A 15,937-nucleotide genomic window follows, 5' to 3' on the forward strand; every position below is an offset into this window, starting at 1 on the left:
TCAGGCTGTCAAAAGTGCTTTTGCGTTACTTTCGCAGAAAGTAACAAAGGCTCGCCGCTTGCGCGGCGGAAAAGGGAGGAGGGATTGATTTGAAAAGGACAATCAGCGCCATGGTGGGCCAAGGATCGGTGAACCATAACAGTAGAAAATTCCACGCCAAGAACACTGACCCGGAACGCTCCCACTTGAATATAACCTACTGCCAGGAGAATATCAAGGCGGTGTACCATGAACTCTTTGACGAGGCTCTGGAACGGTACAACGCTAAACAAACCAGGGCCGACAGAAGGATAGAGGATTACTATGAGAAGATCCGCTCCGGCAAGCAGGAAAAGCCGTTCCATGAAATCATCCTGCAAGTGGGCAATCGAGATGATATGAGCGCCGACAGCGAGGAGGGACAGCTTGCGGCAGCGGTTTTGGACGAGTACATGAAGGGCTTTCAAGAGCGCAACCCCCAACTCCGGGTGTTCTCTGCCCACCTCCACATGGACGAGGCTACGCCCCATCTGCACATTGACTTTGTACCATTCACCACCGGGAGCAAGCGAGGGCTGGACACGAGGGTATCTTTGAAACAGGCGTTAGCGGCCCAGGGTTTCCAGGGCGGCACCAGAGGGGACACAGAGTGGAGCCAGTGGGTGCGCTCGGAAAAGGAGCAGCTTTCCCTGGTCATGGAGCGCCACGGGATTGAGTGGGAGGACAAAGGCACCCACGACAAGCACTTGTCTGTGCTGGACTACAAGAAAGAGCAGCGGGCAAAGGAGATCGCCGTTCTGGAGACGGTCAAGGCGGAGAAAGAAAACCAGGTGGAGAGCCAGGAACGGCGGCTCAAAGAACTTGCCCCGGCGGTGAAAAATATGGAGCGGTTGGCAGCGGATTTCTCCGCCAATCCGGAGGAGATTTTGCCGGAGCCGGGAACGCTGGAAACAGGCCGGGCCTACCGAGAGAAAAAGGCAAAGCCCCTGCTGGCCCAAATCGTCAAGGTGCTGCGCTCCCTGTATCTGGCCTATGTGGAGCTGCGGGGGAAATTTGAGCGTCTGCAAGGGGACTATGGCCGGGTGAGGGAGAGCAACATCCGCCTGTCTGATCGATTGCAGGAGGTCAAGTTGGAAAACAAGGCCATGCGGCAAGTCTCCGCTGACTATGAGCGGGTCAAAAGGGCCTTTGGCCCAGAACAAGTGGACAGAATATTAGAGGCAGCTTACCAGCAGGAACATGCCGAAAAGGAACGGAAACGGGCCGCAAAGTCAAAAATTCGGATAGACGCACGATAATCACCAAAACCGGAGGGTATTCCAGTGAATACCCTCCGATTTTATTTGTGGAATCGGTAAAATGATTTCTTGTTTTTTAGAGCGTACTATGATATACTGCTATTATCCTGATTTGAGGAGTCTATCAAATATGCGGCAAGGTATTCTTAAATAAAATTTGATAATGGGCGCAAAAATGATTGCCCCTTGCAGGGGCTTGGTTTTTGTACCCAATTTTAAGAATACTTTTGCCTTTTTAGTAAATATCGTGACGGACCGCGGCTTATGTAAGTCGTGTATGTTTCTGTGTGTCCGAAGTCATGATCCCCAGCGGTAAAAGTATTAGCCGCTGGGGATTTTTGCGCCCATTCGGGCCTTGTATGGAGGATAGACATGAACATTATCAATATCGGGATTCTTGCCCATGTAGACGCTGGAAAGACGACCTTGACGGAGAGTCTGCTATATGCCAGTGGAGCCATTTCAGAACCAGGGAGCGTCGAAAAAGGGACAACGAGGACGGACACCTTGTTTTTGGAGCGGCAGCGTGGGATTACCATTCAAGCGGCAGTCACTTCCTTCCAGTGGCACAGATGTAAAGTTAACATTGTGGATACGCCCGGCCACATGGATTTTTTGGCGGAGGTGTACCGCTCTTTGGCTGTTTTAGATGGGGCCATCTTGGTGATCTCCGCGAAAGATGGCGTGCAGGCCCAGACCCGTATTCTGTTCCATGCCCTGCGGAAAATGAACATTCCCACCGTTATCTTTATCAACAAGATCGACCAGGCTGGCGTTGATTTGCAGAGCGTGGTTCAGTCTGTTCGGGATAAGCTCTCCGCCGATATTATCATCAAGCAGACGGTGTCGCTGTCCCCGGAAATAGTCCTGGAGGAAAATACCGACATAGAAGCATGGGATGCGGTCATCGAAAATAACGATGCATTATTGGAAAAGTATATCGCAGGAGAACCAATCAGCCAGGAAAAACTTGCGCGGGAGGAACAGCGGCGGGTTCAAGAAGCCTCCCTGTTTCCGGTCTATCATGGCAGCGCCAAAAAGGGCCTTGGCATTCAACCGTTGATGGATGCGGTGACAGGACTGTTCCAACCGATTGGGGAACAGGGGAGCGCCACCCTATGCGGCAGCGTTTTCAAGGTTGAGTACACCGATTGCGGCCAGCGGCGTGTCTATCTGCGGCTATACAGCGGAACGCTGCGCCTGCGGGATACGGTGGCCCTGGCCGGGAGAGAAAAGCTGAAAATCACAGAGATGCGTATTCCATCCAAAGGGGAAATTGTTCGGACAGACACCGCTTATCCGGGCGAAATTGTTATCCTTCCCAGCGACAGCGTGAGGTTAAACGATGTATTAGGGGATCAAACCCGGCTCCCTCGTAAAAGGTGGCGCGAGGCCCCCCTCCCCATGCTGCGGACGACGATTGCGCCGAAAACGGCAGCGCAAAGAGAACGGCTGCTGGACGCTCTTACGCAACTTGCGGATACTGACCCGCTTTTGCGCTGCGAAGTGGATTCCATCACCCATGAGATCATTCTTTCTTTTTTGGGCCGGGTGCAGTTGGAGGTCGTTTCCGCTTTGCTGTCGGAAAAATACAAGATTGAAACAGTGGTAAAGGAACCCACCGTCATTTATATGGAGCGGCCGCTCAAAGCAGCCAGCCACACCATCCATATCGAGGTGCCGCCCAACCCGTTTTGGGCATCTATCGGACTGTCTGTTACACCACTCCCGCTTGGCTCCGGCGTACAATACGAGAGCCGGGTTTCGCTGGGATACTTGAACCAGAGTTTTCAAAACGCTGTCAGGGATGGTATCCGTTACGGGCTGGAGCAGGGCTTGTTCGGCTGGAACGTAACGGACTGTAAGATTTGCTTTGAATACGGGCTTTATTACAGTCCAGTCAGCACGCCGGCGGACTTCCGCTCATTGGCCCCGATTGTATTGGAACAGGCATTGAAGGAATCGGGGACGCAGCTGCTGGAACCTTATCTCTCCTTCACCCTCTATGCGCCCCAGGAATACCTTTCCAGGGCTTATCATGATGCACCGAAATACTGTGCCACCATCGAAACGGCCCAGGTAAAAAAGGATGAAGTTGTCTTTACTGGCGAGATTCCCGCCCGCTGTATACAGGCATACCGTACTGATCTGGCCTTTTACACCAACGGGCAGAGCGTATGCCTTACAGAGCTAAAAGGGTATCAGGCCGCTGTCGGCCAGCCGGTCATCCAGCCCCGCCGTCCAAACAACCGCCTGGACAAGGTGCGCCATATGTTTCAGAAGGTAATGTAAAGATACATAATCGTCAAGACGGCAACAATCAGAAGTTATGGAGGGTAACAATGGAATATCGTAAGGAAGATTTAATGGAAGCAAAAAAGCAAATTTTGGGAGTGGGAGAGAACATGGGAACAGAGGAAAGTAAAAAAATCTGGGAGGAGAACGCACAATTTTGGGATAATGCAATGGGTGACGAATCTAATGAATTTCACAGAGAGGTAGTGCGTCCCAAAGTAACGGAACTTCTATCTCCTAATCCTGCGGATTATATTTTGGATATTGCGTGTGGCAATGGAAATTATTCTTCGTATCTTGCACAAAGAGGCGCTTCGGTTGTCGCTTTTGATTACAGCAAAAAAATGATAGAATTGGCTAAAAGACGGCAATCACAATATGCAAAACAAATTGAATTTTGTGTGGCGGATGCGACCAATAGAAAAAGTATATTAGAATTAAAAAGAAATCGAGCCTTTACGAAAGCAGTTTCTAATATGGCAATTATGGATATTACGGATATTGAACCACTTCTTATGGCTGTTTATGAACTGTTGCAGGAAAGCGGAATTTTTGTCTTTGCAACGCAACACCCTTGTTTTGTCACGTTGACTGAAAAATATATGACACCGCACAGTTACTATGATATAGCGATTGAAGGGCAACCGAAAGAGCAGATTTATTATCATCGTTCCATACAAGATATTTTTAACCTTTGTTTTAGAGCTGGATTTGTCATTGATGGATTTTATGAAGAATGTTTCAAAACCAACAAAGAAATTCCTATGGTAATGATAGTAAGGCTTAAGAAGGTAAAACGTGATACCTTACAATAAATTCAAGTTTGTCGGGTAAATAGCAAAGCCAGCCGAGCCAGCGGGCGGTCAAGATGAACGGGCTTCGCCCACCGTTGACAGCCCCGCCCGGTTTCGCAGTTAGGCAGTCAAGGAGCGACAGCAAGGAGTGCTGCCGCCCCGCACTATTATTCAGAGAGGGGGAATTTCCATGACAGACCAGAAAGCCTATCAAGAATATATCCAGCGCAGGTACAACGCCTCTTGCAAGGCTGTTATCCGCTGTGCCTGACAGCGTCCGTCCGTGCCGGAATTATGTAGAGCTCCACATAATTCTGTTGTATTTCCCAGCCTTTTGTGATACTATTTTGATACTAATAAACTTTACAGCCGAAAATAGCAGGTGGAATATTAACATATTTGCGAAAGTTTTTCCTGCGAAATCACCTCAAATACACCCTACTATATCTGAATTTGCCGAGTGGGAATAATCTCATAACCTGACTTTCCCGGTTCAAGAGCCGGAAAAGTAGCGATTTCGGAGCTTTGTGGCAACGAAATGGCAACAAATTTTCATTATTGATAGAAAAAGAGCTAACTGGTTTTGTTAAACCGGTTAGCTCTTTTTTTGTTTTATCAAGTGTTATTTTGATGAAGTTACTTTTTAGTCGGGAGTTTTATATTGAATTTGCCGCCAAGCACAGCGGTTCCAATTCCAACGGCAGTAAGGACTAAGAAGCTTGCACTTCCGATAACCTTCCAGTTGAACATCCGTTTTTCAGAGTCTTTCTGCTCTGCTTCCTGCACAGCACTTTGTTCTTGTTGTCTGGCTTCAGTATCTTTTTGGTCAACCATTTTCATAATTTCGATTTCTCGGTCGATAATTTCTTGTCGCTGTTCAGGCGTCATATCGGGGTTATCAAGACATTTGCTGCAATCAGTCTGAACCTTTTCCGCAAACTGAATATACTAAGTACGGCTTTGATTCGAATGCTCTATTTCCTGCTGAATGAGATCAAAAGTCTGTTTCAGGTTGGTATCATCGCTTGCAATGATGGCATCAAGTACACCCTTATATTCACTCAAACAAGAGTGAACAAAATTGACGTATTCAGGATATTGTGCAATGACCTGGGCGGCTACTTCAGGGCGTAATTCGTTTAGTTTTGAAGCATAGCTTATAAAATCGCTTTTCGATAGGTTTCTGAAATCTGTGCAATCTACAAGAGCCATAATCTCTTTCTCTTTATCGGTGTATTCCATCTCGCTACCTCCTTAGTGCAAACTTGATAGTTACCGATTACTTCAAATCGTTTATTAGCATATCACTTAGCCCCTGTGACATAACTTTTGCTCGCTTCTGTGTGGTGTCAAACTCCGGATAGTGATACCGCCAGTTGTCATAGTCCTCTTGGCTGATTTCCTCAGCTTGAAGCATGGCTGCGGCCTGACGCCAAGCACAGAGCATCTGGTGCAGCTCAGCAGCATCACGGTTCTTTCGTACATTGACTTTTAGACAAATCTCTCCGTCCACCTCGTCAACATACAGACCATAGCGATCTTCCAGCGTGAACAGCGTGTGCATCAAGCCAATATAGGAGTCTATATCCGGTACAGAAAGAGCATTTGGTGAGACTTCAAGAACCTGTGCCAGAGCAGCCGTGAGGTCAGCTTTAGGAGTTCTTGAGCCAGTTTCATACTGAGCCAGACGTACATCTGCGGATTTTTCAGGGAAACCGAGCAGCTTTCCAAGCTGTTTTTGTGTCATTCCGCACTTATTGCGGAAAAAATGAATTCTTTCACCGATTGCCATAGCATCATCTCCTGTTATATGCGGTGTTGTGTTATCTCTAATATAGCAGATATGTTTAGGATAGTCAAGGAACGTTAAATAAATTTGCTTAATATTTTCTTGCAAGCCTGTTGACATAAGCCAAAATGTTTAGTATAATCATTTTTACAAAGCAAATATGTTTAACTTCGGATGAACCTTGAAAACTGAATAACACTCTACCGAGCAACAATCTCTCTGTACAATCAGGAAACTGATGAGCCACATCAAAGGGTACGCCAAGACCTTCCGCAAAGGAGTGAGCGATCACTACCAGCTTTGAAAAATCCGGGCAGTTCCCGGAGGCGGCGATGACAGCAGAGAGAAGATACTCCCCACCGAAATCCGGTGAGAGGCTTCGTAAGTTAAGCGGAGATCAAAAGATGAGCGCTGATCCACTGTCAGCGGTTCGGAGAGCAGGAAAACAAAAAATCGTGTTGAAAGGGGGAATGCCTAACCAGTTTGAAAATGAAGCTTGTAAGGGATCAATTAAAATGAACAGGAGGATTTTATATGGAAGAGAACCGTTTTATGCGTGTGGACAATGTAGCAAAAGAGCTGGACGTTTCCAACTCTCATGCCTACCGAATCATGAAAGCCCTCAATGACGAGCTGGAAGCGATGGGCTATATGGTTGTTTCCGGCAGAGTGAACCGGGCGTTCTTCATGAAAAAGTTCTGTTATAAAGAAGAGGAGGAAATGTAATGTCTGTTTATAAGGAAGAAAAAACTGGTACCTGGCGTGTCCTATACCGCTATACCGACTGGACTGGCGAGAAAAAGCAGACCCAGAAGCGAGGCTTTAAGACCAAACGAGAAGCTCAGGCATGGGAACGGGAACAGATGAATCTGGTTTCCTCAAGCTTGGATATGACCTTTCAGAGCTTTGTGGTGCGTTACCGTGAGGACAAAGCTGGACGCATCAAGGAAAACACATGGGAGATGAAAAATCACATCATTGAAACAAAGCTGCTGCCCTACTTTGGCAAGCTGAAAATCAGCAGTATTACCCCGCAGCAGATTATCAGCTGGCAGAATGAACTGTTGAACTATAAGGACGATAAGCGAAAAGCCTATTCGCCTGTCTACCTTAAAACGGTTCACAATCAACTTAGCGCTATTTTCAACCACGCTGTACGGTATTACAATCTGCGGGAAAATCCCTGCACAAAAGCTGGCAGTATGGGAAAGAAGAAAAACCGTGAGATGTTGTTCTGGGCAAAAGAAGAATATCTTAAGTTTGCCGATGCGATGATGGACAAGCCAATGTCCTTCTACGCCTTTGAGATGCTTTACTGGTGCGGTATCCGAGAAGGTGAGCTGCTGGCACTGACCCCGGCAGATTTCGACTTTGAGAAAGGTACAGTGACCATCAACAAGAGCTATCAGCGACTGAAAGGCCAGGATGTAATCACCACGCCCAAGACTGAAAAGAGCAATCGAACCATCACCATGCCGCAGTTTCTGACCGATGAAATTCAGGACTACTTGAAAATGCAGTATGACATCGGCGAGGATGACCGGATGTTCACCATCACGAAAAGCTATCTCCATCGGGAGATAGACAGAGGCTCTAAGGAGACCGGGGTAAAGAGAATCAGAATACACAATCTTCGTCATAGCGCAATTTCAATTCTCATCGATATGGGATTTTCGGCAACAGCAATCGCAGATCGAGTGGGCCATGAAAGTATCGACATCACTTACAACTATGCCCACCTGTTCCCGTCAAAGCAGAAAGAAATGGCTGAAAAGCTGAATATGGAAAGGAATGATTAAATCATGTCAGCAAAGAATTTGGACAATCACAATCGTTGGAGAAATCGAACCGTGGCATTCCGTGTCTCGGAAGAGGAAAACGCACAGATTGACACAGCCGTGAGGCTCACTGGGTTGACCAAGCAGGACTACATCACCAGACGTCTGCTCTGCAAAGATGTGGTCGTGCAGGGAAATCCCAGAGTGTTCAAGGCGCTGCGAAATCAGATGACAGACATTCTGGATGAGCTGCGCAGGATTGAAGCTGGTGCCGGTGTTGATGATGAACTGCTGGATATCATCGAGATGGTTGCCATCATCATGAATGGCATGAAGGAGGATACTTATGGAAAATAAGAAAACGACCGCCCCAAACGCATCTGTTGGCGCAGATGCAGGGCAGCCGTCCGTTAAAACTAACACTGAAATTGTATCAAACTCTCGGGCGCAAAGCAACCTTTCTGAGGATGAATTTATGGCTATGTGCCGTAAAATGGACGAAATCAACGCTCCCGGTTACCTGCATATGGTGTCCCACAATGAACTGCTGGATACACCGTATGTAGGAAAGCAGGCAATCATTGATGACCTGCTTTATACAGGAGCCTATATTTTGGCGGGAGCGCCCAAAATCGGCAAGTCGTTTTTTGTGGCACAGATTGCCTACCATGTCAGCACTGGACAGCCCTTGTGGGGGTACAACGCCCGACAGGGCGATGTCCGCTATCTGGCACTGGAGGATGACGAAAAGCGGCTGCAAGATCGAATGTATCGGATGTTTGGGGTAAACGGAACGGACAAGCTCCGCTTTGCAACTGCTGCAAAACAAGTTGGAAACGGACTGGATGAACAGCTGGAATTTGCGCTCCACAAATATCTGGGAACCAAACTCATCATCATAGATACGCTGCAAAAGGTCCGAGAGGCAACCAGCGACAATTACAGCTACACCAGCGATTATCAGGTAATCGGAGCGTTGAAGAACTTTGCTGATAAGCATAGTATCTTCATTTTAATTGTCCATCATACCCGCAAACAGCCGGCGGGTGACACTTTCGAGAAAATCTCCGGCACCACTGGACTGCTGGGATGTGCAGATGGCTCATTCCTGCTGGAGAAAGAGAAACGAACTTCCAGCAAAGCAACGCTCAGTATTGTGGGCCGAAATCAGCCAGATCAGCAGCTCTATCTGGTCAAGAACCAGGAACGGCTGATTTGGGAGTTGGAGAGAAAAGAAAACGAGCTTTGGAAGGAACCGCCTGACCCGCTTCTTGAGGAAATCAGCCACCTGTTTCATGGTGAGCTGACAGAGTGGAAAGGCAGCGCAACAGAGCTACTTGCACTGATGGGCAAGGATATGCAGCCGAATATTCTTACCAGAAAACTGAATGTGAAAGTCAGCGAGCTGCTGAGCGAGTATCAGATTCAGTACACTGCGAAGAGAATCAGAGAGGGCAGCAGCCTTTGTTTGAAGCGCATTGACCAGAGTGTGTGACGATTGGTGACGGTTATGACGATTAAAACGACAGCGGGTGCGGTATCGAAAATACCGTCACAATCGTCACAACCGTCACAGAACCCCAAAACGCATCCCTCGTCCCCACCAGAGATCCACAGATTGACGGTGGTTTATCTGAGAAAATCCGGTGAATTTTCCCAGATAGCGGGAACCAGAAACGATGATTAATCGAGGCTGGTGAGCGCACCGAGCTTGCAGTGGTGGATAGCCATTGCAAGCTCGGCAGGCTCCCGCAGGAGCCGCACGCCCCCTCGGAGAGCCCACGACATCTTTGCACGCAGTGAAAGTGTCATAGTGGGTTATTACACTTTGAAAAAGTGCATCCCCGGCCCGCAGGCCGTACAAACAGGAAAGGAGTTCTATGGCAAGAAACGCATATTTGACTGCCGTAAAAATTGGAAACGCACAGCGGCACAATGAATGGGAAAAAGAGTCCTACACCAACCAGGACATCGTCCCGGAACGCACTCCTCTGAATATCCACTTCAAGAAACCAACCGCTGGATATCAGCAGATGTTTGATAAAATGAAAGCCGATGGAGCGATCTCTACAAGAGGTCTGAAAGAAGATGCACACCTTTTCGGAGAGCTGATCTTCGATGTAAACTCTGCCTATTTTTACAACCACGGTGGCTATGACTTTGCCAAACAGTTCTATGCGGATGCCTACAAAGCGGCAGTGGAGATTGTGGGCGGTGAGCAGTACATTCTGTCTGCGGTTATGCACGCCGATGAGCGAAACCGAGCTATGTCAGAAGCCTTGGGCAAGGATGTATTTCACTACCATCTTCATGTGGTCTACATCCCGGTGGTAGAAAAGCAGATTCTATGGTCGAAGCGGTGCAAGGACAAATCTCTGGTGGGCACCGTGAAAGAGACTGTGTTGCAGGTCAGCAGCAGTAAGAAGTGGGCCTCTCAGCCTGCCTCGGATGGACAGGGACGGCCACTGTTGACCAAGACGGGCAAGAAAGTTCTGAAAAAATCCTACACTGTTTTGCAGGATAACTTTTTCAACGCCATGCAAGCTTGCTGGTTATAGCGACATCCAGCGTGGAGAGCGAGGCAGCAGTGAAGAACATCTGACCGTGACCCAGTTTAAGGTGATGAAGGAACAGGAACGACTGGAAGAGTTGACGGAACAGACAGCACAGAAAGTTCAGGAAGCAGCAACGCTGGATAAGAAAATTGAAAAAGTTCAAAAGCAGCAGTTGGCGGTTCAGAACGTTGAGAAAATCGAAGCAAAGGCTGTACCTTTTTCTTCTAAGGTGATGCTGGAGCGCTCCGAATACGAAAGCCTTGCCACTGCCGCCAAGAAATATGTGACTCAGGAGAAGAAAGAGCGGCATCTGCAAAAGCTGCTGGATGCTGCCAACAAACTGATTTCGGAGCTAAAAAGCAAAATCGCTGAGTTGACCGCTGAACTGGCAGAATACAAGTCTGTCCGTGGAAAGCTGCGTGCCAGCGAATTAGAGAAGGAAAATGACGAGCTTCGGGGCAAGCTCCGCAGCTATGAAAATGTGATCGACCGGCATGATTTGTGGCACTTGTTTGGTCGCAAACGGTCTAAAACGGTGACAAGAGAAGAAAATCGTTGATTTCCGTGTAGAGCCGAAGAAAAATTCAGAAATCAGGAGGTATTTATGACAACAGGCCTTACCAAGAGGCAGAAAACAACTGCCATCTTTTTTGATGAGCAAGGGGATATGATAGAAGTACAGACCCACAACACAGACCTTAAAAATCGGCTGGCAGAATATGCGCTCAAATACCCCCAGGAGTGCTGCCAGGCCGATGACGATGAGCAAGGCGGACTGACCTTTGAAATCAGGAAAGGTCGTTTGAGCTTTCGACTGACCGCCCTATATAGTAAAGAACGCTGTCAAAAGTGCAGTAATCTGGCAAAGAAACACACTGAAAATCTGAAAGGAGCACAGAAATGAAGATTTTATCCTGTGCGTTTAACATGGATACAGCCTGTGTCGAACTGAAATTTGCCGATAGCAGCACGATCTCCATCGACACCATTGCCGTGGAGAATGAGGTTGCCAGCAACATGTATGAGCGGTCAGAGCTGGACTATCTAATCTACAATGACCCGGCAGCTTACGCTGACCTGATCCTGAACGGTAATCCGGAAGCCTACCTGAAAATAGTCACGGAGTATAAGCCCCTGGACTGAGCCGTGAATCTAATGGTTAGATTTCGTTAGAAATGATAAGAAAACCCGCCTGCATCCGTATCACGCCGGTACGAGTGCAGGCGGGTTATTTTTTATTGAATTTCCTGTTCCAAATCTCGGAACAACTCAGAGTTAAAAAAGTCCTCAATCGTAATCCCCAGGCCATCGCAGATCTTCTCGTAAACAAGGAATACTAACAGATTCTATTCAATAAAAACCTCCGAAGTAGATATCGTTTGCTCCAGAGACAATAAGTGGTCCGAAAATACTACAAAAATACTATAAATCTGTCAAATCAAAATCTGAGGAAAGAGGTTCTTTATCTTCGCAACGTTGGGTTTCAGCCTGAAGGATGGCATCCTGGACGACCTGGATACATCCATCTAAATCCTTATTGATTTCTTTTTCCCAGAAATGAAGGGGAATCCACCCAGAAGATAGTAGCAGTTTGTCATTGCGGATATCTCTTTGGATATTCTCCTCGATTTTCTCAATCCAGAATTCTCGGTTCGATTTCAGTTTTTCTTTTTTGTTCTTCCAATCGTAGCCATGCCAAAATTCGCCATCCACAAAAATGGCGATTTGATATGTTGTGATAGCAATATCAGGAGAACCGGGCAATTTTTTATAATTCAGTCGATAACGATAACCACAGTGCCAAAGGGCTTTAGCAAGAATGGTTTCAGCTTTTCCTTTTTTGAGGTGTACATGGGACATCCTCTTAGAAATAGCTGGTGTTGTTTTAAGTTTCTGGTGTTTCATGGTTATTGTCGAATTACAAGATCCCCACAAGCTTCGTTAAATCTGGATTGGGGTAATGGTGCCACACCTGTGCGTTGAAAACTATCGATTAATTTAGATATGCCAATCTTACCTCTTATGTGGGAAATAACAGTTAGATGAGAGAGGCAATTATTTATTCTTCCTGTCGTGATATTCCAATGATTTCCTTGCAAATAGTGATATTTGCAATCCTCATTCTGAGCTAATAAGTCATTATAATATAAAAATCCCTCTAAAGAAATGCCTTCAAAAGATTCAAAGCGATCATTCAACGTTTCAATAACATCGGAATCGAGTCTCAGATAATTCCAAACAAATCGAACGGTTTGTGTATTAACTATTGTGCCACTCGGGATGTCAAGTGTTTCACAGATGTAGCCGTTTTCAGTGTGCATATAGTCAATCATATAGGCAATTCGTAAAAAGATAGTTGCAAGAATATCTATATCGGCTCGATGGTTTTGTCCTATTAAATCGATAATATCCCATATTTTTTTGAAATCCATATCTTGAGCATATGAGCCATCAGCTTTTATTAATACAGGTCTGGCATCTAAAGGAAAATTTCGATTACCTGCACGTGAACTTTCTAAGCCGGGATACTGCATATATAGCTTTTCGCCAGCAATAGTTTCATATAAACAAATTCTTTTTTCAGTCATTCCGTATGAAAGATTTTCTCGAGGCAAAGATGAAAAATTCTCAATATTTTCCATTTTTTGATTTTCGGAAGTGCGGTACGGAGTTTGCTGGGGAATTGTTGTTGTTAAACGATTTCGCACTTCATGCATTGAAATAAGTGGCATGTTAAATTTCCTTTCAACAATTTTTTATTTGATTTGCAATATAAGTATTATTTAGCCAGAAGCACTGTTTTGTCATCATGCGGCCATCAGGTAGCGGCAATTTATCGGCAGCGTTCTTTCCGTGTGGGCGGACATGAGCTACACGACTTTCAGAACTCTTGGGTAAGTTGTTTCGCACACCTCGGGGAGAGTCAAAAAGTTTCACGCCTTCCCGAATGATCTGTACGGTCTTCTCCCAAACACGATGGACCTCGTCAAGGTCTGCGTCCGGAATGTTCCAGAACTGGATACGGTCAAATACTAACTCACCAGCAGCGTTTTCCTGGAAGATGACAAACAAGAATTTTGTCGGGGCGAGGTAGTTGCGGAGAGTGGAATCCTCCCATTTCTCCTGGCTCAACTCGATAAAATCGAAGGTGGGGAAGGACATACTCTCTTTAATCGTTCCATCACGCCGGACTCGGATGGTTTTAGGTACGATGCTTGCCTTTTGAAACTCGTCGGTATATGCGATTTTTCCGGACACGCCGAGCATCTTGGCCAGCAGGACCTCATTCAGATTTTTCGCTTTACAGTCAAGTCCGAATCGATGCTGGAGTTGATTTTGGGTCAAACCAATATAGGGAGAAACTGCATCGATGATATGCTGTTCAAAGCTGTGCTTCTGCAGGATACGGGGATCCTTGATGATATGCTCATTTTGCTGGTTCCCGAAGATGTACGCATTCAAGATATGCGTCATATAAGAAGACTTCAGAGAATATGCCCTCTGTTTTGCGGGGATATCAGAAAAAGGCTGCTGGCGGACACTTTTTGCGTTGGCACCCTTGGTGCAGGCAGCCAGATACATCGTATCGCCCTCGGAAATCAGATGGGCATTGCCGGAGCGGACTTTATTCATGATGGTTTCCCAGTCATGCTCGATGATGGCCAAATCTTCTTCTGGGAAAGTGAACAAGACCGCTTTGTCGATAGTGTACTCGCTCTTGGGAACATCGTACCTGTGTTCATAGGACATGAGCAACATCGTTTCGCATTTATGCCAGAAGGAGCTGGTTCTAAGAGTTTTATCATACTCGGTCATGTAATCGATGATATTGCAGACCAAGCGCTCCTTTGCACGGGTGTTCCCGGATTTACGAATATAAGGCGTGACCTTGAGTTCTACACCTGCCTCAGGAAAGTCGGGCTCAGCTTCAGAGTTGGGAGTATAGCCAAACCAGCTTTCTTCGATAACTGTACCAATTGCACCTTTTCCAGTCTGAATCCGCCCGGTTTTATCGATGTCTTTCATAGGGACACCGATGACTTCGGTGGCTCTCTGCAAAATAGCGGCTTTGGTGGTATAAGCTGTTCCTTCCACAAAAATCACCTCGATTTCGAAAATAGTGCTTGATCTTTCGGTCAAGATGTGCTATACTAACAAAATTATGGAAGTATATCCATTATATCAAATTGAGAGGTGATGCGAAAGTGGCTAACAACAAAAAGAATGTTCGTGTAGTCGAACTTTTTGCTGGCGTCGGCGGTTTCCGTGTGGGCCTCGAAAGATGTGCCAAAGATGTATTCCGGACCGTATGGGCGAACCAGTGGGAACCTGGTCAAAAAGGCCAGTGGGCATATAAGTGCTACTCTGAGCGTTTTGGTGCGGATGCACATTGCGTTAATAAAGATATTTCAACCGTAATTGAACAGGTGCCAGAGCATGATTTATTGGTCGGAGGCTTCCCTTGCCAAGATTATTCTGTTGCAAGTACTGGGGCAAAGGGTATCGAAGGTAAAAAAGGTGTTCTTTGGTGGTCAATCAACGATATCGTGCGCAAGCGGCATCCCCAATTTATCTTGTTGGAAAATGTTGACCGCCTTTTGAAATCTCCTACGAAGCAGCGTGGTCGAGATTTTGGTATTATTCTAAAATGCTTATATGATGAAGGTTACGCTGTCGAGTGGCGAGTTATCAATGCAGCAGAATATGGAAATATACAACGTCGTCGCCGTACTTTCATTTTTGCATTCAAGGATACAACAAAACAGTTTGCTCGAATCAAAAAACATATGGAAACTGAAGGCGAGTTTGAGTGGTTGGTCAGGGATGGTTTCTTTGCTGAAAGCTTCCCTGTGAAACAGGAACACCACGACAAGAAAAAGCCGACCGAACTGGACTTGGACGAGTACGAGGATTTGGTCACTGTCAGCGATATGTTCCACGCTACTTTTTACAACAGCGGTGTAATGTATGCTGGTAAAATTTATTCGGAAGAACTGAGTCCTGACTATAATGGCCCACAGAAACTGTTGGGAGATATCGTTCTTGAGGAGCCCGTAGACGATAAGTATTTTATTTCTCAGGATCAAATAGAGAAATGGGAGTACATGAAGGGTTCTAAAAAAATCGAGCGAACCTCAAAAGAGGGATTCACCTACCAATTCTCAGAGGGGGCCATTGCTTTCCCTGACCCGTTGGACCGTCCAGCCAGAACGATGTTGACCAGTGAGGGTACAGCGAACCGTAGTAGTCATGTCATTACAGATAAGCTCACCGGAAAATATCGCCGCCTGACTCCTGAGGAGTGTGAGCGGATCAATGGATTCGATACGGGGTGGACAGATACAGGTACGCCAGAACGACAGAGATACTTCATCATGGGTAATGCCCTTGTGGTGCCGCTGATTGAAAAAATGGGCGGAAAACTGTTGGAAATCATGTAAGACAAGGG

The 15,937-nt window shown here is 46.5% G+C and carries 16 protein-coding genes and 1 pseudogene; 11 read left to right on the forward strand and 6 right to left on the reverse strand.

Annotation, left to right across the window (positions count from 1 at the left end):
- Positions 1–89 precede the first annotated feature (89 nt).
- The 3 genes from WKS99_RS04210 (at position 90) to WKS99_RS04220 (ending at position 4,387) form a co-directional block, all read left to right on the forward strand.
- Positions 90–1,277: a plasmid recombination protein gene (locus tag WKS99_RS04210; protein ID WP_228275371.1), complete on the forward strand. Its 1,188-nt coding sequence runs from the start codon at positions 90–92 to the stop codon at positions 1,275–1,277.
- 372 nt (positions 1,278–1,649) lie between these two features.
- Positions 1,650–3,569: a tetracycline resistance ribosomal protection protein Tet(W) gene (tet(W), locus tag WKS99_RS04215; protein ID WP_031474227.1), complete on the forward strand. Its 1,920-nt coding sequence runs from the start codon at positions 1,650–1,652 to the stop codon at positions 3,567–3,569.
- Positions 3,570–3,619: 50 nt separating this feature from the next.
- The gene (locus tag WKS99_RS04220) at positions 3,620–4,387 is read left to right on the forward strand and encodes a class I SAM-dependent methyltransferase (RefSeq protein WP_004010385.1); all 768 of its coding nucleotides are present in this window, start codon (positions 3,620–3,622) and stop codon (positions 4,385–4,387) included.
- 615 nt (positions 4,388–5,002) lie between these two features.
- Here WKS99_RS04220 and WKS99_RS04230 read toward each other — a convergent pair.
- From WKS99_RS04230 to WKS99_RS04240, 3 genes are read right to left on the reverse strand one after another with little or no spacing between them, the layout of a single operon-like run.
- On the reverse strand, positions 5,003–5,254 hold the full coding sequence (locus tag WKS99_RS04230) for a hypothetical protein (protein WP_243200926.1): 252 nt from the start codon (positions 5,252–5,254) through the stop codon (positions 5,003–5,005).
- A 60-nt stretch (positions 5,255–5,314) separates the two neighbouring features.
- Complete coding sequence (locus tag WKS99_RS04235) at positions 5,315–5,608, reverse strand: hypothetical protein (protein ID WP_262668982.1); 294 nt, start codon at positions 5,606–5,608, stop codon at positions 5,315–5,317.
- Between the two features lie 37 nt (positions 5,609–5,645).
- Positions 5,646–6,158, reverse strand: a complete 513-nt coding sequence (locus WKS99_RS04240) for a helix-turn-helix domain-containing protein (RefSeq protein WP_262668983.1) — start codon at positions 6,156–6,158, stop codon at positions 5,646–5,648.
- Positions 6,159–6,689: 531 nt separating this feature from the next.
- Between WKS99_RS04240 and WKS99_RS04245 the strand changes: the two genes are divergently transcribed.
- The 7 genes and pseudogenes from WKS99_RS04245 to WKS99_RS04275 all read left to right on the forward strand — a co-directional run bounded on the left by WKS99_RS04245 (position 6,690) and on the right by WKS99_RS04275 (position 11,631).
- The gene (locus WKS99_RS04245) at positions 6,690–6,881 is read left to right on the forward strand and encodes a DNA-binding protein (protein WP_262668984.1); all 192 of its coding nucleotides are present in this window, start codon (positions 6,690–6,692) and stop codon (positions 6,879–6,881) included.
- Positions 6,881–7,954: a site-specific integrase gene (locus WKS99_RS04250; RefSeq protein WP_340405378.1), complete on the forward strand. Its 1,074-nt coding sequence runs from the start codon at positions 6,881–6,883 to the stop codon at positions 7,952–7,954. Before WKS99_RS04245 ends, WKS99_RS04250 begins: the two co-directional genes overlap by 1 nt.
- Positions 7,955–7,957: 3 nt before the next feature.
- A complete protein-coding gene (locus WKS99_RS04255) occupies positions 7,958–8,290 on the forward strand; it encodes a plasmid mobilization protein (protein WP_262668987.1) in 333 nt (110 codons plus the stop codon).
- The gene (locus tag WKS99_RS04260) at positions 8,280–9,428 is read left to right on the forward strand and encodes an AAA family ATPase (protein WP_340405379.1); all 1,149 of its coding nucleotides are present in this window, start codon (positions 8,280–8,282) and stop codon (positions 9,426–9,428) included. Before WKS99_RS04255 ends, WKS99_RS04260 begins: the two co-directional genes overlap by 11 nt.
- Before the next feature lie 385 nt (positions 9,429–9,813).
- A pseudogene (locus tag WKS99_RS04265) lies at positions 9,814–11,047 on the forward strand (plasmid recombination protein).
- 45 nt (positions 11,048–11,092) lie between these two features.
- Positions 11,093–11,392, forward strand: a complete 300-nt coding sequence (locus tag WKS99_RS04270; protein WP_186852322.1) for a hypothetical protein — start codon at positions 11,093–11,095, stop codon at positions 11,390–11,392.
- Entirely contained in the window at positions 11,389–11,631 is a 243-nt protein-coding gene (locus tag WKS99_RS04275; RefSeq protein ID WP_186852323.1) for a DUF6061 family protein, read from the forward strand. The genes WKS99_RS04270 and WKS99_RS04275 overlap by 4 nt, the downstream gene beginning before the upstream one ends.
- A gap of 279 nt (positions 11,632–11,910) precedes the next feature.
- On the opposite strand, the gene WKS99_RS04280 is transcribed toward WKS99_RS04275, so the two are convergent.
- From WKS99_RS04280 to WKS99_RS04290, 3 genes are read right to left on the reverse strand one after another with little or no spacing between them, the layout of a single operon-like run.
- Positions 11,911–12,393, reverse strand: a complete 483-nt coding sequence (locus WKS99_RS04280) for a very short patch repair endonuclease (protein ID WP_186852324.1) — start codon at positions 12,391–12,393, stop codon at positions 11,911–11,913.
- A gap of 2 nt (positions 12,394–12,395) precedes the next feature.
- Entirely contained in the window at positions 12,396–13,220 is an 825-nt protein-coding gene (locus WKS99_RS04285) for a hypothetical protein (protein ID WP_262668991.1), read from the reverse strand.
- Between the two features lie 13 nt (positions 13,221–13,233).
- On the reverse strand, positions 13,234–14,583 hold the full coding sequence (locus tag WKS99_RS04290) for a Sau3AI family type II restriction endonuclease (RefSeq protein WP_340405380.1): 1,350 nt from the start codon (positions 14,581–14,583) through the stop codon (positions 13,234–13,236).
- Between the two features lie 110 nt (positions 14,584–14,693).
- On the opposite strand from WKS99_RS04290, the gene dcm reads away from it, so the two are divergent.
- Positions 14,694–15,929, forward strand: coding sequence for a DNA (cytosine-5-)-methyltransferase (gene dcm / locus WKS99_RS04295; RefSeq protein WP_186852327.1), 1,236 nt, complete (start codon positions 14,694–14,696; stop codon positions 15,927–15,929).
- The last annotated feature ends 8 nt before the right edge of the window (positions 15,930–15,937 follow it).

Origin of the sequence: Flintibacter sp. HCN-6482 (assembly GCF_037892565.1) — a bacterium.
In the GTDB taxonomy this organism is placed as follows: domain Bacteria; phylum Bacillota; class Clostridia; order Oscillospirales; family Oscillospiraceae; genus Lawsonibacter; species Lawsonibacter aceti.

What these genes read in the sequence shown, in the direction of transcription:
- WKS99_RS04255 (WP_262668987.1), top strand. Translation starts at nt 7,958, where the DNA reads ATGTCAGCAAAGAATTTGGACAATCACAATCGTTGGAGAAATCGAACC.
- WKS99_RS04275 (WP_186852323.1), top strand. Translation starts at nt 11,389, where the DNA reads ATGAAGATTTTATCCTGTGCGTTTAACATGGATACAGCCTGTGTCGAA.
- WKS99_RS04235 (WP_262668982.1), bottom strand. Translation starts at nt 5,608, where the DNA reads ATGGAATACACCGATAAAGAGAAAGAGATTATGGCTCTTGTAGATTGC.
- WKS99_RS04250 (WP_340405378.1), top strand. Translation starts at nt 6,881, where the DNA reads ATGTCTGTTTATAAGGAAGAAAAAACTGGTACCTGGCGTGTCCTATAC.
- WKS99_RS04245 (WP_262668984.1), top strand. Translation starts at nt 6,690, where the DNA reads ATGGAAGAGAACCGTTTTATGCGTGTGGACAATGTAGCAAAAGAGCTG.
- WKS99_RS04240 (WP_262668983.1), bottom strand. Translation starts at nt 6,158, where the DNA reads ATGGCAATCGGTGAAAGAATTCATTTTTTCCGCAATAAGTGCGGAATG.
- WKS99_RS04220 (WP_004010385.1), top strand. Translation starts at nt 3,620, where the DNA reads ATGGAATATCGTAAGGAAGATTTAATGGAAGCAAAAAAGCAAATTTTG.
- WKS99_RS04280 (WP_186852324.1), bottom strand. Translation starts at nt 12,393, where the DNA reads ATGAAACACCAGAAACTTAAAACAACACCAGCTATTTCTAAGAGGATG.
- WKS99_RS04285 (WP_262668991.1), bottom strand. Translation starts at nt 13,220, where the DNA reads ATGCCACTTATTTCAATGCATGAAGTGCGAAATCGTTTAACAACAACA.
- WKS99_RS04270 (WP_186852322.1), top strand. Translation starts at nt 11,093, where the DNA reads ATGACAACAGGCCTTACCAAGAGGCAGAAAACAACTGCCATCTTTTTT.
- WKS99_RS04230 (WP_243200926.1), bottom strand. Translation starts at nt 5,254, where the DNA reads ATGACGCCTGAACAGCGACAAGAAATTATCGACCGAGAAATCGAAATT.
- WKS99_RS04260 (WP_340405379.1), top strand. Translation starts at nt 8,280, where the DNA reads ATGGAAAATAAGAAAACGACCGCCCCAAACGCATCTGTTGGCGCAGAT.